Source organism: Alteromonas sp. S015 (genome assembly GCF_036864485.1).
GTDB lineage: Bacteria > Pseudomonadota > Gammaproteobacteria > Enterobacterales > Alteromonadaceae > Alteromonas.
Genome location: NZ_JAZETO010000007.1, coordinates 186,576 through 206,605 on the forward strand (window position 1 = coordinate 186,576; position 20,030 = coordinate 206,605).

General features: G+C 43.9%; 12 protein-coding genes. 7 read left to right on the top strand and 5 right to left on the bottom strand.

The features are described 5' to 3' along the window. The first annotated feature begins 115 nt into the window (after positions 1–115). The 4 genes from V7R42_RS14490 to V7R42_RS14505 all read left to right on the top strand — a co-directional run bounded on the left by V7R42_RS14490 (position 116) and on the right by V7R42_RS14505 (position 5,076). On the top strand, positions 116–1,171 hold the full coding sequence (locus V7R42_RS14490) for a UDP-glucose--hexose-1-phosphate uridylyltransferase (protein WP_334020975.1): 1,056 nt from the start codon (positions 116–118) through the stop codon (positions 1,169–1,171). Continuing rightward, entirely contained in the window at positions 1,164–2,303 is a 1,140-nt protein-coding gene (gene galK, locus V7R42_RS14495) for a galactokinase (RefSeq protein WP_334020976.1), read from the top strand. The genes V7R42_RS14490 and galK overlap by 8 nt, the downstream gene beginning before the upstream one ends. 357 nt (positions 2,304–2,660) lie before the next feature. Beyond that, a complete protein-coding gene (locus V7R42_RS14500; RefSeq protein ID WP_334020977.1) occupies positions 2,661–4,223 on the top strand; it encodes a sodium/sugar symporter in 1,563 nt (520 codons plus the stop codon). Positions 4,224–4,491: 268 nt separating this feature from the next. Beyond that, positions 4,492–5,076 carry a single-stranded DNA-binding protein gene (locus V7R42_RS14505; RefSeq protein WP_334020978.1) on the top strand — a complete coding sequence of 195 codons (585 nt, stop codon included), beginning with the start codon at positions 4,492–4,494 and terminating at the stop codon, positions 5,074–5,076. 239 nt (positions 5,077–5,315) lie between these two features. Here the strand turns inward: V7R42_RS14505 and V7R42_RS14510 are convergent, their stop codons facing one another. Further along, positions 5,316–7,160 carry a YbhB/YbcL family Raf kinase inhibitor-like protein gene (locus V7R42_RS14510; RefSeq protein ID WP_334020979.1) on the bottom strand — a complete coding sequence of 615 codons (1,845 nt, stop codon included), beginning with the start codon at positions 7,158–7,160 and terminating at the stop codon, positions 5,316–5,318. A gap of 579 nt (positions 7,161–7,739) precedes the next feature. Between V7R42_RS14510 and V7R42_RS14515 the strand changes: the two genes are divergently transcribed. Continuing rightward, positions 7,740–9,026, top strand: coding sequence for an alpha/beta hydrolase family protein (locus tag V7R42_RS14515; RefSeq protein WP_334020980.1), 1,287 nt, complete (start codon positions 7,740–7,742; stop codon positions 9,024–9,026). Positions 9,027–9,209: 183 nt separating this feature from the next. Continuing rightward, the gene (locus V7R42_RS14520) at positions 9,210–10,301 is read left to right on the top strand and encodes a tetratricopeptide repeat protein (protein WP_334020981.1); all 1,092 of its coding nucleotides are present in this window, start codon (positions 9,210–9,212) and stop codon (positions 10,299–10,301) included. Positions 10,302–10,384: 83 nt separating this feature from the next. On the opposite strand, the gene V7R42_RS14525 is transcribed toward V7R42_RS14520, so the two are convergent. The 4 genes from V7R42_RS14525 to glpK form a co-directional block, all read right to left on the bottom strand. Continuing rightward, positions 10,385–12,514 (bottom strand): alpha-galactosidase, encoded by a 2,130-nt coding sequence (locus tag V7R42_RS14525; protein WP_334020982.1) that lies wholly within the window; start codon positions 12,512–12,514, stop codon positions 10,385–10,387. A gap of 389 nt (positions 12,515–12,903) precedes the next feature. Continuing rightward, entirely contained in the window at positions 12,904–14,358 is a 1,455-nt protein-coding gene (locus V7R42_RS14530) for an SLC5 family protein (RefSeq protein WP_334020983.1), read from the bottom strand. Positions 14,359–14,425: 67 nt separating this feature from the next. Beyond that, entirely contained in the window at positions 14,426–17,173 is a 2,748-nt protein-coding gene (locus V7R42_RS14535) for a TonB-dependent receptor (protein WP_334020984.1), read from the bottom strand. Positions 17,174–17,477: 304 nt separating this feature from the next. Continuing rightward, the gene (glpK, locus tag V7R42_RS14540; protein WP_334020985.1) at positions 17,478–18,962 is read right to left on the bottom strand and encodes a glycerol kinase GlpK; all 1,485 of its coding nucleotides are present in this window, start codon (positions 18,960–18,962) and stop codon (positions 17,478–17,480) included. A gap of 160 nt (positions 18,963–19,122) precedes the next feature. Between glpK and V7R42_RS14545 the strand changes: the two genes are divergently transcribed. Then, positions 19,123–19,881, top strand: coding sequence for a DeoR/GlpR family transcriptional regulator (locus tag V7R42_RS14545; protein ID WP_334020986.1), 759 nt, complete (start codon positions 19,123–19,125; stop codon positions 19,879–19,881). Positions 19,882–20,030 lie beyond the last annotated feature (149 nt).

A 20,030-nucleotide genomic window follows, 5' to 3' on the forward strand; every position in this document is an offset into this window, starting at 1 on the left:
TTAATTGATAAACAGCATGGCTTGCTATATTATTGTTAGGGTAAACGTTTAACCCTCAAGGGTTATGTGAAAGCGTTATGTTACAGCTTAACCGGTCTATTCAGAGAGAGTGATTATGGTAACCCCTTTCGACCCAACCAATGATCCACATCGCCGTTATAACCCGCTGTTGGGTGAGTGGGTGCTAGTATCGCCACACCGTGCTAAGCGCCCTTGGCAGGGGGCTTCTGAAGAGCCTAATAACGAACAAAAGCCATCTTACGATCCTACTTGTTATCTGTGTCCGACTAATACTCGGGTAAACGGCGAGGTTAATCCAGACTACAAAGGCACGTTCGTTTTTCAAAATGATTTTGCTGCGCTCAAGCAGGACACTGAGCAAGCCAGTGAGAAAAAAGGACTGTTCCAATTTGAAACAGAGCAAGGCTGCAGTCGCGTTATTTGTTTTTCTCCTGATCACAGCAAAACATTGCCTGAGCTTACTGACGAAGAACGGGTAGATGTGGTTAACACGTGGAAAGAACAAACCGCTGAACTGGGTCAAAGCTATCGTTGGGTACAGGTTTTTGAAAACAAAGGCCCAATGATGGGGTGCTCAAACCCTCATCCACATGGTCAGGTATGGGCGCAGCAGCACATCCCCACAGACCCAGCAAAAAAACGAGTACAGTTGAAACAGTATTTTGGTGAAAACGAAACACCTATGTTACTAGACTACGCTGAGCAAGAAGTGATAAAGCAAGAGCGCGTGGTATGCCAAAACGACGATTGGGTTGTGGTAGTTCCATATTGGGCTGCATGGCCATTTGAAACGCTATTACTGCCACGTTTTGACGTTCAATCTTTGCATAAGCTGTCAGATACACAATCGCTTTCACTTGCCAAAATCATCGGTCAGATAACAGCAAAATACGACAATTTATTTGAGACGTCTTTCCCGTATTCAATGGGGTGGCACAGTGCGCCATTTGATAATGAAGACCACCCTGAGTGGACGCTCCATGCTCATTTCTTCCCGCCGCTATTGCGCTCAGCAAGCGTACGTAAGTTTATGGTTGGATACGAAATGATGGCCGAAGCACAACGAGATTTGACCCCTGAACAGGCGGCAGACAGATTAAAAGCACTGCCTACGGTGCATTATAAGCAACGTGAGAATACTAATGGATAACCAAGTACTTTCTTCTCAATTTGAAGCGCATTACGGCAACGAGCCAACGCTAATAGCACACGCCCCTGGCCGAGTAAACATTATTGGAGAGCACACCGATTATAACGAAGGGTTCGTCTTTCCGGCTGCTATCAACTATGGTACTTGGGTTGCGGCAACTAAGCGCGACGATAATGATATTCTGGTTACTGCTATGGACTACGAAAATCAGCAGAATCAGTTCTCATTGTCAGACATTAATTACGATGAGGAACAAGGTTGGGCAAACTATGTTCGCGGCGTAGTGAAAGTACTAAAAGAGGCGATGCCAGATTTTGGCGGCGCAAACTTACTAGTAACGGGAAATGTGCCGCAAGGCGCCGGTTTAAGCTCTTCAGCGTCTTTTGAAGTGGCAATACTAAAAGCCTTGAGCGCTTTGTATGAGTTGCCATTAGACGGTGTAAAAGCCGCGTTGTTAGGCCAAAAAGCGGAAAATACTTTCGTTGGCTGTTCGTGCGGAATCATGGATCAGTTGATCTCAGCCATGGGCAACGAGGGTATGGCAATGCTGCTTGATTGTCAGTCGTTAGCCATCGAGCATTCACCACTTCCAGATTCGCACCAAATCGTGATTATCAACTCGAATGTGAAACGTGGCTTGGTGGACAGCGAATACAACTTGCGTCGTCAGCAGTGCGAGCAAGGTGCATCGCTACTGGGTGTTTCATCGTTGCGCGAAGCAACCATGGAGATGCTAGAAGAAGCCAAAGCGCATATGCCAGAAGTAGTTTACCGCCGTGCTAAACATATTATTACTGAGAACGCACGTACCTTAACTGCGAGCCAAGCACTAAAATCAGGCGACATTGAAACGGTTAGTGAAGCCATGGCGCAATCTCACATTTCAATGCGCGATGACTTTGAAATTACCGTACGCCCCATTGATTACCTGGTCGAGATTATTAGTGAAGTGCTAGGTAAATCTGGTGGTGTTCGCATGACGGGCGGTGGATTTGGTGGCTGCGTTGTAGCGCTTGCCCCTACACACAAAGTTGATGCTGTGAAGCAAGTGGTAGCAGACAAATACTTTGATGAAACTAGCTACCATGCAGACATCTACGTGTGCACTGCAACACAAGGCGCATTTGCCTAGAGTTACACGAGTAAGAACAAAGACTTTAAATTCACATCGCTCCCTTTTCTAAACAATCCTAATCGATAGAATTGTTTGTGTCCCTTAAGCCGCTTCCATAGGTAGCGGCTTTTTTTACAAAAGTGCACATTTCTTGTTAAAAAAAATCAACAAAGTGTGTTACTAATACTACCCGTAATAACACGAAGCGTGTATCGGTGGTTTTCTGACCGGTTGACGGATTATCGTAAAATGCGAAACGCGTTTTAATACGCGACACTGGTGTGGCCAAAACCAATAGAATAATAAAAACAATTTTTCACCTGTGTACCCTGCATAAAAATCGCCGCACCCAAAATAAGAACCTTGGGAAAAACTATGAAATTAGCATCATTAGATATCACGTTATTCGTGGTATACGTCTTTGCGCTTATCGGAATTGCGTGGTGGGTTTCGCGCGAAAAGCAGGGTCACCAAAAAGACACAAACGATTACTTTTTAGCAGGTTCAAGCCTGCCATGGTGGGCAATTGGCGCATCGTTAATTGCCGCCAATATTTCTGCCGAACAAATTATTGGTATGTCTGGCTCAGGCTATCAATTGGGCCTTGCTATAGCGTCGTATGAATGGATGGCTGCTATTACACTGCTTATCGTGGGAAAATTCTTTTTACCTATCTTTTTAAAGCATAAAATTTACACCATGCCTCAATTTTTAGAGCAGCGATACGACCATCGTGTGCGTAAGGTAATGGCTATCTTTTGGTTAGGCGTTTACGTCTTTGTAAATCTAACTGCCGTGCTGTGGCTGGGTGCTCTGGCTATTAACACTATTGCCGGTGTAGATATGGTTTACGGCATGATGTTCTTAGGGCTTTTCTCACTAGCCTACTCACTTTATGGGGGCCTGAAAGCGGTAGCGTTAACCGATATTATTCAAGTGGTGCTGTTAGTCATTGGCGGCCTGTTCCTGTCTTATACGGCGTTAAATTTAATCAGCGACGGTAATGGGGCCATCCAAGGTTTTGTTGACTTAACTAATAAACTACCTGAAAAATTCGATATGATTTTGTCAAAAGATAACCCGCACTATATGGACTTGCCGGGCATTTCTGTATTGATTGGCGGCATGTGGATTATGAACCTGTCATATTGGGGCTTTAACCAATACATTATTCAGCGTACTTTGGCGGCAAGGAGTGTTCAAGAAGCGCAAAAAGGTATTGCGTTTGCGGCATTTCTAAAACTGCTTATGCCGTTAATTGTGGTGTTGCCAGGGATTGCAGCGGTACTTATTGTGCCTGACTTAGTTAAGCCGGATCAAGCATACCCAAGCCTAATGACGCTAATGCCCGTTGGTCTCAAAGGTATTATCTTCGCAGCGCTTGTGGCAGCAATCGTGTCTTCGCTAGCGTCGATGACAAACAGCGTTTCTACGATTTTTACCATGGACCTTTATAAAGATAAGCGTCCTAACGAGTCGCAGCAGCATTATGTCAAGGTCGGTCGTATCGTTAGCTTGTTAGCGCTTATCATTGCTATGGTGGTGGCCAAGCCGTTGCTGGGGAATTTCGATCAAGCATTCCAATACATTCAAGAGTTTACCGGCTTCTTTACGCCGGGAATTTGTGCGCTATTTGTATTGGGCATGTTCTGGAAGAAAACCACAGCAAACGGTGGCTTATTAGCCGCGCTGGGCTCATTTGTTTTAAGTATTGTATTTAGACAGTTCTGGCCTGAACTGCCGTTTATCGACCGAGTAGGGCTTGTGTTCCTACTGTGCGTTGTTCTTGCTGTAGCTCTTTCACTTCTGGAGAAAAAGGGCGTTAGCGAAAACGCAGTTGATCTAAACGAAGTACAGTTTAAAACCACAAAGGGGTTTAACGTAGCATCTATCGCTGTAGTTATCCTTACCGCGGCGTTTTACATTACGTGGTGGTAGCAAAGCATCACGGGCGTTTTGTTAAATCCAACGCCCTTATTTAGATCTGTAAAAACAACGCGAAAGTTCAGAAGACGCTGATAATAAATTTTGTTAAGTTCTAGAACGTGTTGCAGTTGGTAGCGTAAACGTGTGGCGAAAAACTTCAATTTTTCCTCACAAAATACGATATACTAATCGGCTAATATTCGATGAACTTTCGCGCTTGCTGATGTCTCACTAAGAAGAGTTATACAGCAAGCCACTAAAAACGTTACAGGAGACATCAATGGCAACGAAAGGCGTTAATAAGGTTATTCTTGTTGGAAACCTTGGCAATGATCCTGAAGTTAGGTACATGCCTAACGGAAACGCCGTTGCGAACTTAAGCCTAGCAACTAGCGAAAGCTGGAAGGACCAACAGGGTCAGGTTCAAGAGCGCACTGAGTGGCACCGCCTTACTATGTACCGTCGCTTAGCAGAAATTGCCGGAGAGTACCTGAAAAAGGGCTCGCAAATTTACGTTGAAGGTAAATTGCAAACACGTAAGTGGCAAGATCAGCAAGGCCAGGATAAGTACACTACTGAAATTATCGTAGATCAAATGCAAATGCTTGGCGGTCGCGGCGGTGATGGTGGTGGCGGTAACGGTGGTTACCAGCGTCCTCAAAACAACCAAACTGGCTACAATCAGGCGCCTGCACAAGGCGGTTATAACCAAGCGCCACAGCAAGGTGGTGGTCAACAAGGTGGTTACAGTCAAAACCAAGGTGGCGGCTACAATCAAGCGCCTCAAGGTGGTAACCAAGGTCAGCCTAAGAACCCACCAATGGCTGAGCCAGACTTTGACTTTGACGACGATATTCCGTTCTGACGGTTACTAGAGACCTCTTTTCATAAAGGGTTGCTCTGGAGGTCTTTCTCTTATGGGCATTACCTAATTAAGAAGCTCACAGAAATATTAAAAACTGTGAGCTTTTTTCATTCCTAATTTTCAAAAAACTTGTATCTGGCTTATGTGTAACTTTTAAAACTGCACACGCCACAGCAAAAGAACAGCTGAAACGTTAACTTCGTTTTGCTACAACAGTGCACAAGGTATTCGCATAATACTCAGCGCGGAGAGTACCGACCGGTAAGCGTTGCAGAAGTAATTATTCGATGTTCATGTCTTCGCTCGAATTCTTCTCGAGTCAAGGCGCTAGAGGACGAAAACTGTTCATTTAAGGCGTAAACTGTAAACACATATTTGTGTCTTGAAGCGGGGCAAGGACCAAAGTAACCAGTTCCGGGTAAGTCATTTCTCCCTCTGGTCCCAACCGTTGTATCTTCGTCTAATGATTTAACATCGGCTGGTATATTCCAAAGATTCCAATGAATCCAATTGTCGGCTGTGGGATCGTCCATAATAATGGCAAAACTCTGAACATCTTCAGGCAGTGGACTCCACGAAAGCTGAGGAGAAATATTTTGACCTCCTGGCTCATACTGACAGGCAAATTTTAAAGGTATGTCAGCGCCTTCATCGAAGCTACTCGATGTTAATGCAAAAGGGCCCGCTAGTTGAGATTGTACTGGCTGACTTAAGTTAGTAACAACACCGTCCTTTTTAACAATTCCGTGAATGCTTACACTTTTTAATGGTAATTCATCAAGTACTAATCGCGCGCGACCAGTCCAAGCCCCCACATTGAGATAATGTTCGAGATCTGTTGCACTCAAACTGTGAGTTGCAAACGGTGCCAAGGTGCCAAAACTCGCCGATGCTTGTCCAATGATTTCACCTTCTTGATGATACAATGTGCCACTCAATGCGATGGTTTCTCCCGTATGATTTGATACGTTAACAAACGAGGTATCTGCATAGTTGTTAGAAGCAGGGATGTTGTGTACTGCAAAGCTCTCACTTTGCGAAGATAAATTAGTAAGCGTTCCGCCAGCTCTTATCAGGTTATGCCATTTAAATAGCGAAGAGTTGCTCTCTAATTTCAGTTTGGCGATCCCCACCCATCCCTGATCTAATCCGAGTGCCTCTTTTAAGCTATCTTCGGTCAATGTTAACACTTGATCAGCACCAAGTGATTGCGACAATTCCGCGCTGGCAAGCTCTGTACCATTTTCAGAATAAAGGCGTCCATAAAGGCGAATAGCGTCATTACCACTATTAAGAATTCGCAACGTAAATACTTCACCTGTCATACCAGAAGGAAGATAATCAATCCAATTGCTATCATTTGTCGCACTGGTATTAACAAGCACGTTCGACGATCGATTCATTCCCATAACAACAATGTCGTCTTTAGGCGCTAGCGTAAGTTTTGCAAAACCCGACCATTGCGAATCGGCTATTTGGTCTTCGAGCGCAAACTTACTGATTACACTTGTTGCACCCGGCGCAACACTTTCAATCAACACGCTGTTCGGATTACCTATGACGCTTGCATCATCTGAGGTAAGCGTTCCCGTTACCCTAATGGGGGTATCGTTGACGTTAGTAACTCGAATGTAAAACTCATCGGAAGAGGCAGATGAAGGGACGCTTAGCAACAGTCCATCAGTTGAAACCTCGCTGGTATTCGTTAGTATTTGTTCAGAAGTACGTATAAGACTCATCACTACCAAATTATCTTGGTCAGATGTGATCGCTAGTCTTCCCCTGCCACGCTCTGGCAGATTTTTTGCCCCTACTAGCTGTTCAATATCGAAAGAGTTTACAATAAATGTTTGATTAGGCGCTAAGTTAGCAGTGAGCAAACTATTTTCCACGCCGAGTATGTTACCTTCTTGTGTATAATATGTGCCACGAATGGAAGCGGCTTCATTTGAGGTATTGGTAATTCGAACATATGGGGTATCTGCCCGATTAGAATAAGGAATGTTATGCAGAATTGCGTCTGCGGCAAAACAACAATGCGTTGTCAGTAACGTTATCAAAAATGCAAAAAGCTTGGTTGGCATATGAATATCCTTGGAAAATTCCACTGTTTCAAAATAAGCTAAACGCTCAAGAAGTCGCGGCTAATAGTACTGATAATGTCAGACTTTCAGGCGTTGATGTGAATATAACATCGCACCTGAAAAATACACTTGCTACATTCCTTGTAGACATTTTCTCTTACAAAGAAATAGTTTTTTCGTTTTTCAATAACGCTCTACAGTACTTTTTTCGCTCTTTTATTGGATTCTACGCAAAATTACTACTCATTCGCATGGGACTCGTATGAACGTAAAATATCTGATGATCTTTACGCTGTTTGAGCCATCAAACTGAATGCTCATAAGGTGTTACGTTTTACCTTTGTTTTTATGAGCACTTGTGTTTAATCGACGAAATTCTAGTGTTCGGTGGCGCACGTTCATATCACTCGTTTGAGCGTGTATATGCCATCCTTAAACAAGCGAAGATACATACATTGGCTGTTTTTATTATCTTTCGTTATTCGCCTTAATCACCAATAACAATAGTGTTCGGCTTGTACGACACCCCTGACGATGTATTATCAATTTGCCTATTAATAACGAGAAATTACTCAAATTATGAAAACGTTATCCCTTCTTTTCGGCGGTGCTGCTCTGGTTGCAGCAACCGCGGTTACATGCCCTTCGGTATCAGCGGCTCAAACACTTTACAAGCCATTTCCGGCCGATGTAATGCCGTCGCTAAGTGAAAAAGGTAACTATGACGTTGGCGTAAAAACTATTGAAGCCATTTATCCTGAAAAAGTGAAAGATATTGCTGGAAATGATGTCGAGCGTAAATTGTCCCTAGAGGTCTGGTATCCAGCTTCAAGTGCTGCTGAGACGGCAACGTATGTGAATGAAACGCGAAGCGGTCAAGTATTTGAAATTGAGGGTGATGCCAGCCGCGATGCACCTATTGCTAAAGCAGACACTGGTTATCCTGTGGTGGTTATATCCCACGGCTATACTGGCTATCGTACGCTTATGTATTATTTAGGTGAACACCTAGCATCTCATGGTTATGTTGTGGCATCTATCGACCATACGGACTCAACGAATAAGGACGTTAATTTTGCGGAAAATCCGTATTCAGGCTTTCCAAGCACGCTACTTAATCGCTCTCGCGATCAGGTTTTTACCCTAAATAGTATTAGCGAGCATGACTTTTTTAAAGCGAGTGTTGATGCAAGTAAAGCAGGGGTGATTGGTTACTCCATGGGGGGCTATGGTGCGGTAAGTACCGTCGGTGGTTGCTATGCATTTAACGATCAAACAGCAGCAACCTTCACCGGAACACAAGACCCTAAAGCGGCAGCGCTTATCAAAGATGCGCTAAATACCTGTGCAGGTGGAAAGGCTAATGGCGAAGAAACGTTGCCGGCCTGGAAAGCGGCGCTAGCTCTGGCACCATGGGGCGGGCAACATCAGTTATTTAATGTGCAATCGCTAAACAATATTAAAGTTCCTGTTCTTTATGTAGCGGGTGATAACGACGATATTTCTGGTTACGAGGGTATTAAATGGTTATTCGAAAATACTGGGAGTGAAGGTTCTAAGCTACTTACTGTTAAAAATGCGCGTCATAACGTAGCGCCACACCCGGCACCTAAAGAAGCCTACGGCAGTGAGTTTGATTTAGGAAGCTATATTGAGCCTGCATGGGAAGTACAAAAGCTTAATGCTATTAATGAGCATTTTGCGCTGGCGCTTATGAACTGTCACGTGAAAGCGTTGCCTGAATATTGTGACTACCTAAACGTGAATGGCAGCAGCGCACAAGTACCCGTAGACGGTAAAAAGCCAGAACCTTGGAAGGGCTTCGATGACCGATGGGCATTGGGGCTTGAGATGGACGGTAAATAACCGTTTAAAAAGGGTGCTTAGGCATCCTTTTTTAATTTTGTTACACATTTATTTTCCATCGTAACGCATAGTGGCTTAATGTAAGACTGCTTCTTCTAATCCTTGATAGTAAAAAACGCTCTGAAGCAGCACCTCTAAATACTTTATAAAACAAACTATAAGCTAAACCATAAGGAAGTGATAATGCGTAAATTTACTGTGTCAGCAATATGTGCCTGTTCTATTTTGTTAATGCCGTCGATAGCTGTGACCCAAAGCTATTCAGCAGCACAAAACGTTGCTACAGGGAGTGCCGATGATGTAGTAACGCTAAAAACTTACTTTAAACAAGGCGACTTTAGTTACGTTGTAGAGTCCCTCGAAGCTGTTGAAGGTAAATCGCCAGAGCAGCACAACATGCTTATTTCTGCCCTAATGAACATTGATTTAGATGATGCAGAAGAGGCAGCAGAGCAATTTATTCAGGATTACAGTGATAACTATAAAGCTTATCATACACACGCGAGTATAATGGGAGCTCAAGCTTCAAGTAGTATATTCTCGGCCCTAGGCTATGCGAAAAAAGCAAAGAAGAGTTTAGAGAAAGCCGTAGAAATTGCCCCTGAAGAGGTCGCCGTCTACCAAGCCTTAATGCAGTTTCACCTAATGGCCCCCTCCATTGCCGGAGGAGACATGAGTGAAGCAATGGCACTTGCGCAAACCATTTCAAAACTAGATGCTACCGAAGGTCAGTTCGCTTTAGCTAAGGTTTATTTGGAAAAAGATAAGCAGGCAGAAGCAGAGGCGATCTTTGCCTCTTTGATTGAAGATGATAGTACTCAGATTCGGGCTAGGGTTGAGCTAGGTAGTTTCTATTTAGGTGAAGAGCAGTACGCTGCATCTTACGATACTTTGTTGCCGTTATCAGATACAGACGTGGATGCGGTTTCGAAAGCAGATACTGAGGCTTGGAATACTTATCAAAAGCGTAAAGCCAATCTTATGTATGGAAAGTACCGCTTAGGACAAGTTGCTGTTGAAAGTGGTGAGTACACAGCTTCAGGTATTAACGCGTTAAAAAGCTATTTGGAAGACTACCAAATTGCGACCATTGATACTGAAGGTCTGCCAACAGTTAATTGGGCACAGCTACGCTTAGCTGAACTTCTTCTTAACGCTGATAAGGTAAATGAGGCGCAAACCGTTGTTGAGACGATAAAAGAAGATAAAGATGAACGCTTTGCTAAGACACTTAAAAGAATTAAAAAGGCACTAAAAAAGCGAGCGGCGGTGTAATACCGCGTAGCTCGCTTACTCGTATTTTCCTTAGGCAGTGCTTAAAAGGGCACAGGGCTTATGTGTCCATAGCGATTAGAAAGCTATACCGCTTTAACAGTATAAATCAGCGCTGTTTGCGGAAAGAGTACTGGCAGCTGCATTCCGTATTTCATCAACACTTCGCCAGAGAATACTTGCCCTTCGGTTTGTTGCAAAATTGAGGGTGTGTATTCTTTTAGCTTTTCAGGCCATACACGCTCAATGGTGTATTGCTTGTTAGCATCAAGCCCTGCGAAGTAGAAACGATTCGGTGTAGTGCGTACGGTTTCTGTAACACTGTTATATGCAAAAATACCTTCCTGCTTGTCTTTCGACACATAACCAAATTTCACATTCATGCCGTCATCATCCATGCGGAACAGGTCGCCGCCGTGGGTAATGTGTCGATATTTCTTATAAAGAGAAATGGCGTGGGTTAGTACTTTTTGCTCGTGCTCTGTAAGTTCACGTGGGTCCATTTCTATGCCCATATGACCAAACAAAGCGACCGCAGAGCGAATTTCGATGGGTAGGTTTCTCCCCGTAATATGGCAATCGCGCGGGCCTACGTGGGCGCCCATAACTTCAGAGGGGAAGAAGTAAGAGCAGCCGCGCTGAATGTATAAACGGTCTAGTGCGTCGTTAGAGTCTGACGTCCAGAATCGGTCTGTATGTGGCAAAATACCTAAGTCTACACGGCCGCCGCCAGAACAGCAGCTCTCAATCTCAATGCCTGGCTTCGCGGCTTTAACGCGGTCAATTAAACTATAAAGCGCTGCCATTTGACCATGCATCGCAGGTTTACCTTGGAGGTTACCTGGGTGGTTTACGTCGCGGTTCATGTCCCATTTGATGTAGCTGATTTTAGGGTACGCCTTCAGCACATCAGTAATCACTTTATAAAGGTACTCAACCACTTCAGGGTTGGTTAAATCCAATACGTACTGATTTCTGAAAGGAACGTGAGGGTTATTCTCGGTTTGCAGCGCCCACTCAGGGTGTGCGCGATATAAATCGCTATCCGGGTTAACCATTTCTGGCTCAAACCAAATGCCGAACTCCATGCCAAGACCAGTAACATGGTTAATTAGCCCGTCTAGTCCTTCTGGGTAGATGGCTTCATCCACGAACCAGTCACCAAGCCCAGCCTTGTCGTTTCTGCGTCCTTTGAACCAGCCATCGTCTAACACAAAGCGCTCAATACCTAGTGGCGCTACTTTATCAGCTAAGGCTTTTAGTTCTTCTTCATTATGATCGAAGTAAATTCCTTCCCAGGTGTTGTAGTGAACTGGGCGAGGTTTAGACTCGGCGCTATGGTTTAGAACATTACTACGTATAAAATTGTGGAACTGTTGCGACAGAGAAGAAAAGCCTTCACAGCCATAGCCGGTATAAAGCACTGGCGATGTGTAGCTGTCCCCAGCATTAAGTACTACTTCACCCGGAAACAATAGTTCACCGAACTGAACATAGCTTCTGCCATCAGCCATCAGCTCTGCGCGAAGCTTATGATTTGCTGAGGCGCCCAAGTGATAACCATAGCACTCACCGCTAAGCTCACCTGTCCCTTCAGGAAATGCAATTAAACCGGGAAAAGTGTCGTGAGACGTTTTGCCGCGACGATTTTCTCGTACGTAGCTTCCAAAGAATAAGTCATGGTCTTTGGTTTGAAACTCTGCTGACCAACGGCCTTCAAACGTTTTAATTTTGCTTACTGTCGTAGGCAGGGGCAGGCTAGCAGCATTCAAGTAGCCCAAATTGAGCGGTGTTTCGCTACTGTTTTCTATACGAGAAACGTATTTTACTATGCTGGTATTGTTATCGAGTTCAGCCGTTGTGATAAGACGCATACCGCGGCGAGCGTCTTCGCTTACAAAAGCAACGGATTGTGCATCTTTAACAATTTCAGTCAGACTAAAGCCCGCTGACCACTGGTCAGCATCACCGGACACTTCAAGGCCTGGTTGACCCGTCCAGCCTTCACCATGGGTAGGCACTAAGGTAATTGGTGGTTCAATGACAGGTGCACATTTGGCTTCTTGACGGGTGTTTAAAACGCTCAGCATTTCTGGCGTGGTACTGTCACTTAATGGCGCACCATAGTAAATGACTTTGGGCATACGGCCCTGGCAGTCGAATATTAATGTGGCTTTCTCGTTCGACAGTCGAACGAATGGTGTGAGTGACGACATAAAAACCTCATTTTACATGCCTAGATGTCGATAGTGCATGTTGTTTAAAGAAAAGATGACTGAAATGTACAGAAAGAACATTCGTACAGTTTTTTGGTTTTACAACGGATTATCGATCTTAATACCTGCTTTTAGCACACGGCAGAGTGATTAAATTTGTTTCAGATACGGTGGTGTTGGTAGAAGTACGTCGCATTAAACCACGTACCTTTGCCAACATTAATAGGATGTCATAAACATGACTCAATCACGCTTATAGAACTTTATCGCTGCTTTCATCTAGTTCATGGTGTGTGGCATCAAAAAGGGGCCCAGTAGGCCGTACTTTTATTCTGCCACAACCGCAGTAATCCTAATTATCTGAACCAGCCAATGAATGACTGTCCTTTTTAGCCGTGTGCTTCCTCTTTATCTATCAAATGACCACGCCATTGTGCCTTTTGCTTAAATATAATTCGGTTTAAGACAAGGGCGAGCGCAATACAACAAACCAATGTAACTAACATCAAATGGATATAGTGTAAGCCGAATGGTGCATGTACAAAGCTAAAGTAAGCGTATAACACTACGCCAAATACTACTGCAGCAATACCGGCATTTGCGTTTACATTGTTAAATAATAGCCCCACTATAAAAATAGAGAGAATGGGCATACTGAGTAATCCGAACAACTGCTGAAGTAGATTTATAATGCTCTCTGCTTGGGCATATATAGGCACCATTAGCAACGAAACAATGGTGAGTGCCGCGGTAACGAACCCACTTAAACGCGCAACGTTAGGCTTCTTCTGAAAATACGCCTCGTGTATGTCGCAGACATAAAGTGCAGTCGCGGAGTTAAGGTTACTGTTGTAAGTAGTGAGTACTGCGGCAGCGAGGGCCGCTGCAAATACACCTGATAGCCAGCTAGGTAGTACATCACCTACCAGCGTACCGTAGGCTGCATCGTTTATATCTCCATAAAGCTTAAACGAGATTATTCCAGGAACAACAATTATAGTTGGCACTACAATAAAGCGAATAATGGCTGCTGCGTAAACGCCTTTTTGTGCTTCTTTTAAATTAGGCGCAGCCATTGCACGCTGAGTAATAACTTGGTTTGTGCTCCAATAAAATGTTTGTATGAAAATCATCCCCGTTAGCAATGTATGCCAGGGAAGTGGAGAATTATTGTCACCAATAAGAGTAAGGCGATCGGAGGGAATACCTGAAAAATCGAAATCGATAGCAAACAGTGCAAGAACGACAACCACAATGGCCATAGTAAGAAGCAATACACCAGAATACGTATCTGAAACCGCAACCGCGCGAAGGCCGCCAAAAATAGCATAAAAAGCGCCAATAAGCGCAAATGCAGTGGCCACATACATTAGTGGAATGTCTACGTTGAACATATTAATCATGAATAATGAGCCGGTGTAGATAACGGCAGGCATGAAAATGAGACTACTACCTAGGAAAAAAAGAAGGCCTATGAGTGCTCTTATGTGCTTGTTGTTATAGCGCATTTCCAGCAACTCTGTGGTTGTGGTGCACTGGTAGTGGTAATAGACGGGAAGAAATACCCTTGCCAAAATGATAAGGCCGGCAACGGCAGCAATTTCCCACCACGCAAGCAGTGCCATTTGGTTACCGTTCATTCCTACAAGTTGATCGGTACTTAAATTAGTTAACGTTATTGAGCCCGCGACGTATATCCATGTTAGTCCGCCGCCAGCTAAGAAATATTCTTTGTTTTCGTTGGCTTTACTATGCCCATGACCGCGACACTTAAGATAGGTAAGAAGCCCGATAAGTGCGGTGATGAAAATAAAAACGACAAGTTGGGTTAAGCTGCCTGACACGAAAAACTCCTCAGCAGAATAAAGACAAAAAGGGGGCAACAGCGCCCCCTTGTTAGACTAGTTGTTATTAGAAACTAGCACGAACACCTACGGCGTAACGAGCACCGTCGGCAACTTGTTGAACGAAGTGTTCTGATAAGCGACCACGACGGGTTAGCTCTTCGTCAGTAATGTTAATGCCTTCGAAGAATACCGTAACAGACTCAGTCACATCGTAACTTACACTCATATCAACTTGGGTGTAAGTCTCGGTGAAACGGGGTTCAGTACCGCCAAGAGTGCTTATAGCTTCTTGCATAAACGTTTCACGATTGTTCAGTGCAACACGCGCTTGGAACGCGTCTTTTTCGTAGAACAAGGTAATGTTTTGTGAGTTACCTAAGCCTGGTAGGCTAAATTCTGCATCTGAGTTAACGATAGTCGCGTTAGCTTGAATACCGAAGCCATTTTCAAGCGTGTGCAACCAAGCAAGCTCTAAGCCTTCCACTTCAAGCGTATCGCCATTGCTAGGTCGAAGTACAGAAAATACATATTCGCCACTTTCTAAGAATTGGCTTTCTTCGAAAAGCTGGCCAGAAATAAAGTCTTCAACTTCTTTGTTAAAAACAGCTGCAGACAAATAGCTAGTATCATCATAATACCATTCTAGTGACACATCCCAGCCTGTAGATTTATATGGCTGAAGCTCTGTATTGCCTTCAGTAGCCTGTAGGTTTCCAGGGCGTGAAACCGTTACGTTAAATACCGGTACTAAGTCGTCCATCATTGGACGAGTCAACGTTTCTGAATATGCATATCTCAAGTACAAATCGTCGGTCAACTGCAATTTAACGTTAAGATTAGGCAGAAGACTTGAATAACTATTAGTAGCATTAATCGGTTTGCCTTCGCCGTCGTCTTCAAATACTGCATTGAAGTCTGAGTCATCGCCAGGAATAGGCTGAAGGTCCTGTAAAACCTGAACTGTACCATCTACAGATGTATCTGTTTCGCTGTAACGGAAGCCAAAGTTAACATCAAGTGGCATGTCTGAAATTTCAGTGGTGAAGTAAAATTGTGCGTAGGCACTTAACACTTCTTCACTCACTACGAATGAGTCATTGCTTGGCTGAGGGTTAGCAATATTTGTTGCGTCAATCGCTGCGCGAACATCATCGAATGATTGACCTGTAGCGTCAGCAATTTGCTGCACCGCTGCATCAGACGTTGCGAAGTCAAAGAACGCTTCAGGGTCGTAGGTAAGCCACTGATTAGGCACACCGCCGAAGTAGTTTTGTGCAGTAAATACACTTAAAAGTTCATCAGGGAAGTCAAAATTGTAGCCGCAATAAACGTTACAACCTGACGCGAATAGACGAGTATTAGATTTTTCACGATCTTGGAAATAGATACCAAAATCCGCTTTGTAGAACGCATTATCTGAATCAGGTACCCACGAGAAATCTGCACGGTACTCACTGATGGTATCTTCCGTGTCAAAACCGTTGCGTTCATTATAGTGCATGCGGCCTAGCGACGGTGTTTGCAAAGCGGCATCACCACCGGCAACAGTCAATGATGGGGTAGCACCTGTGAAGTCTACACTGTATTCATTGTTGTAACCCACAACAGTGAAGAAGTTGTCACCACCACTGCTGTCTTCGGCAGTTGAAGTGGAGATATCAATGTTTGCAGTTAAGTTGTCGTTTACTAACCATTCAAAGTTTGCACCGAATGCTTGGATTTCAACATCTCGACCATAGCGGCGGCGAATAAAGTCAGTCGCACCACCAGCACCTTCTACAATAGTACTTGTTACACCAGTTAGGCTGCCATTATCGTTGAAAGACATGTTGTCGAGGTTACTGTCTGTGAACCAATGACCAACACTGTGCGCGTCTGAGTCAACTTCAAACTTAGAGTAAAGGCCATCTAAGGTAAGCGTCATGTCATCGTTAGGAGCGTACTGAACAACAAGGTTACCAGATGTTCTTTCGCGATCGACTAAATCAACGATTTGGTCAAAGTTCTGTGGGACGTATACATTTCTGTATTGTGCATTGTCTGCGTATTCAGGGTTGTCCAGCTCTGAACGATCAGTAATGTCTACCCTCGGACGCCAGTAGCGCGTTTCTAGCATGTTTGTTTGTAGCTTACGCTGTTGAAATGATGCAGCAGCTAACACACCTAATTTACCATCCATAAAGGTATTGGTAATTAAGCCAGACATTTGCGGCGTTGTTTCTTCAGAAAGGTCTTCGTACATACCTTTTACGCTTGCAACGGCCTTGAAACCGTCAAATGCGAATGGACGAGCAGTTGTAATTTCAACGGTTGAACCGATACCACCTTCTTGCATAGAAGCGAGAGGGCTCTTGTAAACTTTTGCACCGCTGATTAGTTCAGCTGGAAGCGTATCGAAACTAAAAGCACGACCTTGGTTTTCTGTAGCTATTTGGCGGCCGTTAACAAGTACGGTGTTAAAATCTGGGCCGAAACCACGGACAGTAATAAATTGACCTTCACCACCTGAACGATCAATGGCAACACCAGTAATTCTTTGTAGTGATTCTGCTACGTTTTGGTCCGGAAATTTACCTAGGTCTTCAGCAGTAATACCGTCGTAAACAACATCAGATGCTTTTTTATCTAGCATCGATGCTTTCAAAGAGCTGGTAAAACCTTTAACTTCGATAACTTCCACTTCTTTGTCAGTGGCTGTATTTGCTTCCTGCGCCAGTGAAATAGGTGCATGTAGGGCAGAGGCGATAGCAACACCTAAAAGTGAGCGTTTCGCAATAGGGCCTAACTTTGATGTGTTAATTTTATGTGTCACTGTGTTTTCTCCGTGAGTAGGCTACGTCTTAACGTACTTTGCACTTAAATTACGTTTTTGTATGTGCGGATCAAGCTTATTAACAATACTTTTACACATTTAACGTTGTATTTCTTTGATTATAATTTGTAACTTTATGAAAAATATAACGTTTCTGTTTTAAGGTAAAAGGTGAAACGTTTACCTTGGATCCAATACTAGCACAAAATGACAATGTAATTACAATGTTATAAAAAATTTTTTTGTATAAAAAAAGTGCGGTTTATAACCGCACTTTATTAACAATCAGAAAAACAAGCGAAAATTAGCTGCAGCGGATACGGTCGACGGCGGCTTTCCAACCATCATAGGCTTGATCACGTTCTTGCTTGGTCAATCTTGGAGTGAAAACGCTATCACTCTTCCAACAACGAGTTAAATCGTCGATTGAATCGAAGATGCCAGCCTGTAATCCTGCCAGAAAAGCAGCGCCAAGCGCGGTGGTTTCCGTAATCTCAGGGCGTTCAACTTCAGCGCCTAATATGTCTGATAGAAAGCCCATAACCCAATCATTACGCGACATACCGCCATCTACACGGATGTTTGTGGGGCGAGCCCCATCGCTTTCCATTGCTTTTTGCAAGTCTTTAGTCTGGTAGCAAACAGACTGTAACCCCGCAGCAACAATTTCGCTAATGCCCGTGTCGCGCGTTAAACCCAAAATTGCGCCGCGGGCATCTGGATCCCAGTAAGGTGCACCTAAACCAGTAAATGCGGGGACAAGAAACACGCCGTTATCTTGTCTTGCTCGCTGTGCAAGCGCCTCCGTTTCCGCAGCATCATCAATAAGCTTTAAGCCATCTCTGAGCCACTGAACGGTTGCCCCGGCCATAAAAATACTGCCTTCAAGAGCGTAAGTGGTTTTACCATTAAGGCGATAACCAACGGTGGTGAGTAATCGGTTTTTCGATTGCAATGGGGCGTCACCGGTGTTCAATATCATAAAGCAGCCCGTGCCGTAGGTGCTTTTTGCCATACCTTTTTCGAAGCAAGCCTGGCCCACTAATGCGGCCTGCTGGTCGCCTGCGACACCTTGAATGGGAATAGCTCTACCTATAATATCTTCTTTTGTTACACCAAAGTCGGCCGCGCAGTCCATTACTTCAGGTAACATTGAGGGTGGAATATTAAATTTCTTTAGTAATTTTTCATCCCAGCATTGATTATTGATATCGAACAACATTGTTCGCGAGGCGTTAGTAGCATCAGTTTTGTGTGACTCACCACCCGTTAAACGCCAAATAAGGAAAGTGTCTACCGTTCCAAACAGAAGTTCACCGTTTTCGGCTTGCTGCCGAGCACCTTCTACGTTGTCTAATATCCAAGCTACTTTTGTGGCAGAAAAATAAGGGTCTAATAGAAGCCCGGTTGATTGAGTAATGTGTGAAACGAGGTCTTCATCTTCGCTTAAATCACGGCAAAGCTGGGCTGTGCGTCTGTCTTGCCAAACAATCGCTGGATAGACAGGCTCGCCAGTATTCTTATTCCACACTAATGTCGTTTCGCGTTGGTTAGTGATACCTATGGCTGCGATATCTGATGGCGTCAACGAACATTTTTTAAAAACTTTTTTGAGAGTAGAGACAACGCTTTCCCAAATTTCCTCTGGGTCATGCTCGACCCAACCATCTTTAGGATATTTTTGAGAAAATTCCTGTTGTGCAATAGCGTCAATATTGCCTTTTGGAGAAAAGATGATGCTGCGAGAGCTCGTTGTGCCTTGGTCAATGGCAAGAATATGTTGTCCCATAAGGTCACTCCTGAAGAAAGTTTTCACAGAGTTTGCATCATTTACACTGGATTAACAATGCTATATTTTCGAAAACGAACATTGGCGTTTCGTTTTGTTATAGGAACATTGAATTTATGCACGTATAATCAACATTATTTTCTCACTTTTAGGACTCGCGATGAATCAAACGCAAAGACACGAAAAAATTGTTGCGCTTATAAAGCTGCATGGTTTTATGTCTATTGACGATTTAGTCAGTGCTTGCGAAGTCACGCCGCAAACAATCCGTCGAGATCTTAACCAGCTAGCCGAGAGTGGCGTCGTAAGCCGCTATCATGGTGGTGCTGGCCTAAATAGAAGTTGGGAAAATACGCCATATCAAGAAAGAAAAACCCAAAACCGTGAGGTCAAAGAGAAAATCGCAGAAGCCGTGGCTGGGATGATCCCTAACGGCGCATCGCTGTTTATCAATATAGGTACGACCACAGAGTTGATCGCAACCAAATTGCTCAATCACAAAAACCTTCACGTGGTAACCAACAATATTCATGTTGCTACCATTCTTTCGGCTAAAGAAGATTTCTCTGTCATTATTGCTGCTGGCGAAGTTCGTTATCGCGATGGCGGTATAATTGGCGAGGCTACCTGCGACTTTATAAGCCAGTTCCGCATGGATTACGGAATTATAGGAATAAGTGGTATTAGCTCAGACGGAGCATTACTTGATTTTGATTTTAGAGAAGTGAAAGTGTCCCAAGCCATTTTGGAACATACACAGCATGTTATATTAGCCGCGGACTACAGCAAATTCGAACGCCGAGCAATGGTAGAGCAGGGACATATTTCACAAGTCGATTGTTTGGTTTGTGATAAAGTACCACCGCCTAGCATAAGTGAAATTATAAAGGAAAATAACATTACTTTCGTTAAGGCATAAGTGCCTTTGCTCCACCTCTTCTTAAACGCTTAATTAGGCTTCTTACTCCTTTACTCACGCTCAACAGCCTACTTGAGGTACGTTTTTAAATAAATGCCACTAACACACTACTTCTTTTCATTAACCTAATCGTTAATGCATCTGTCAGA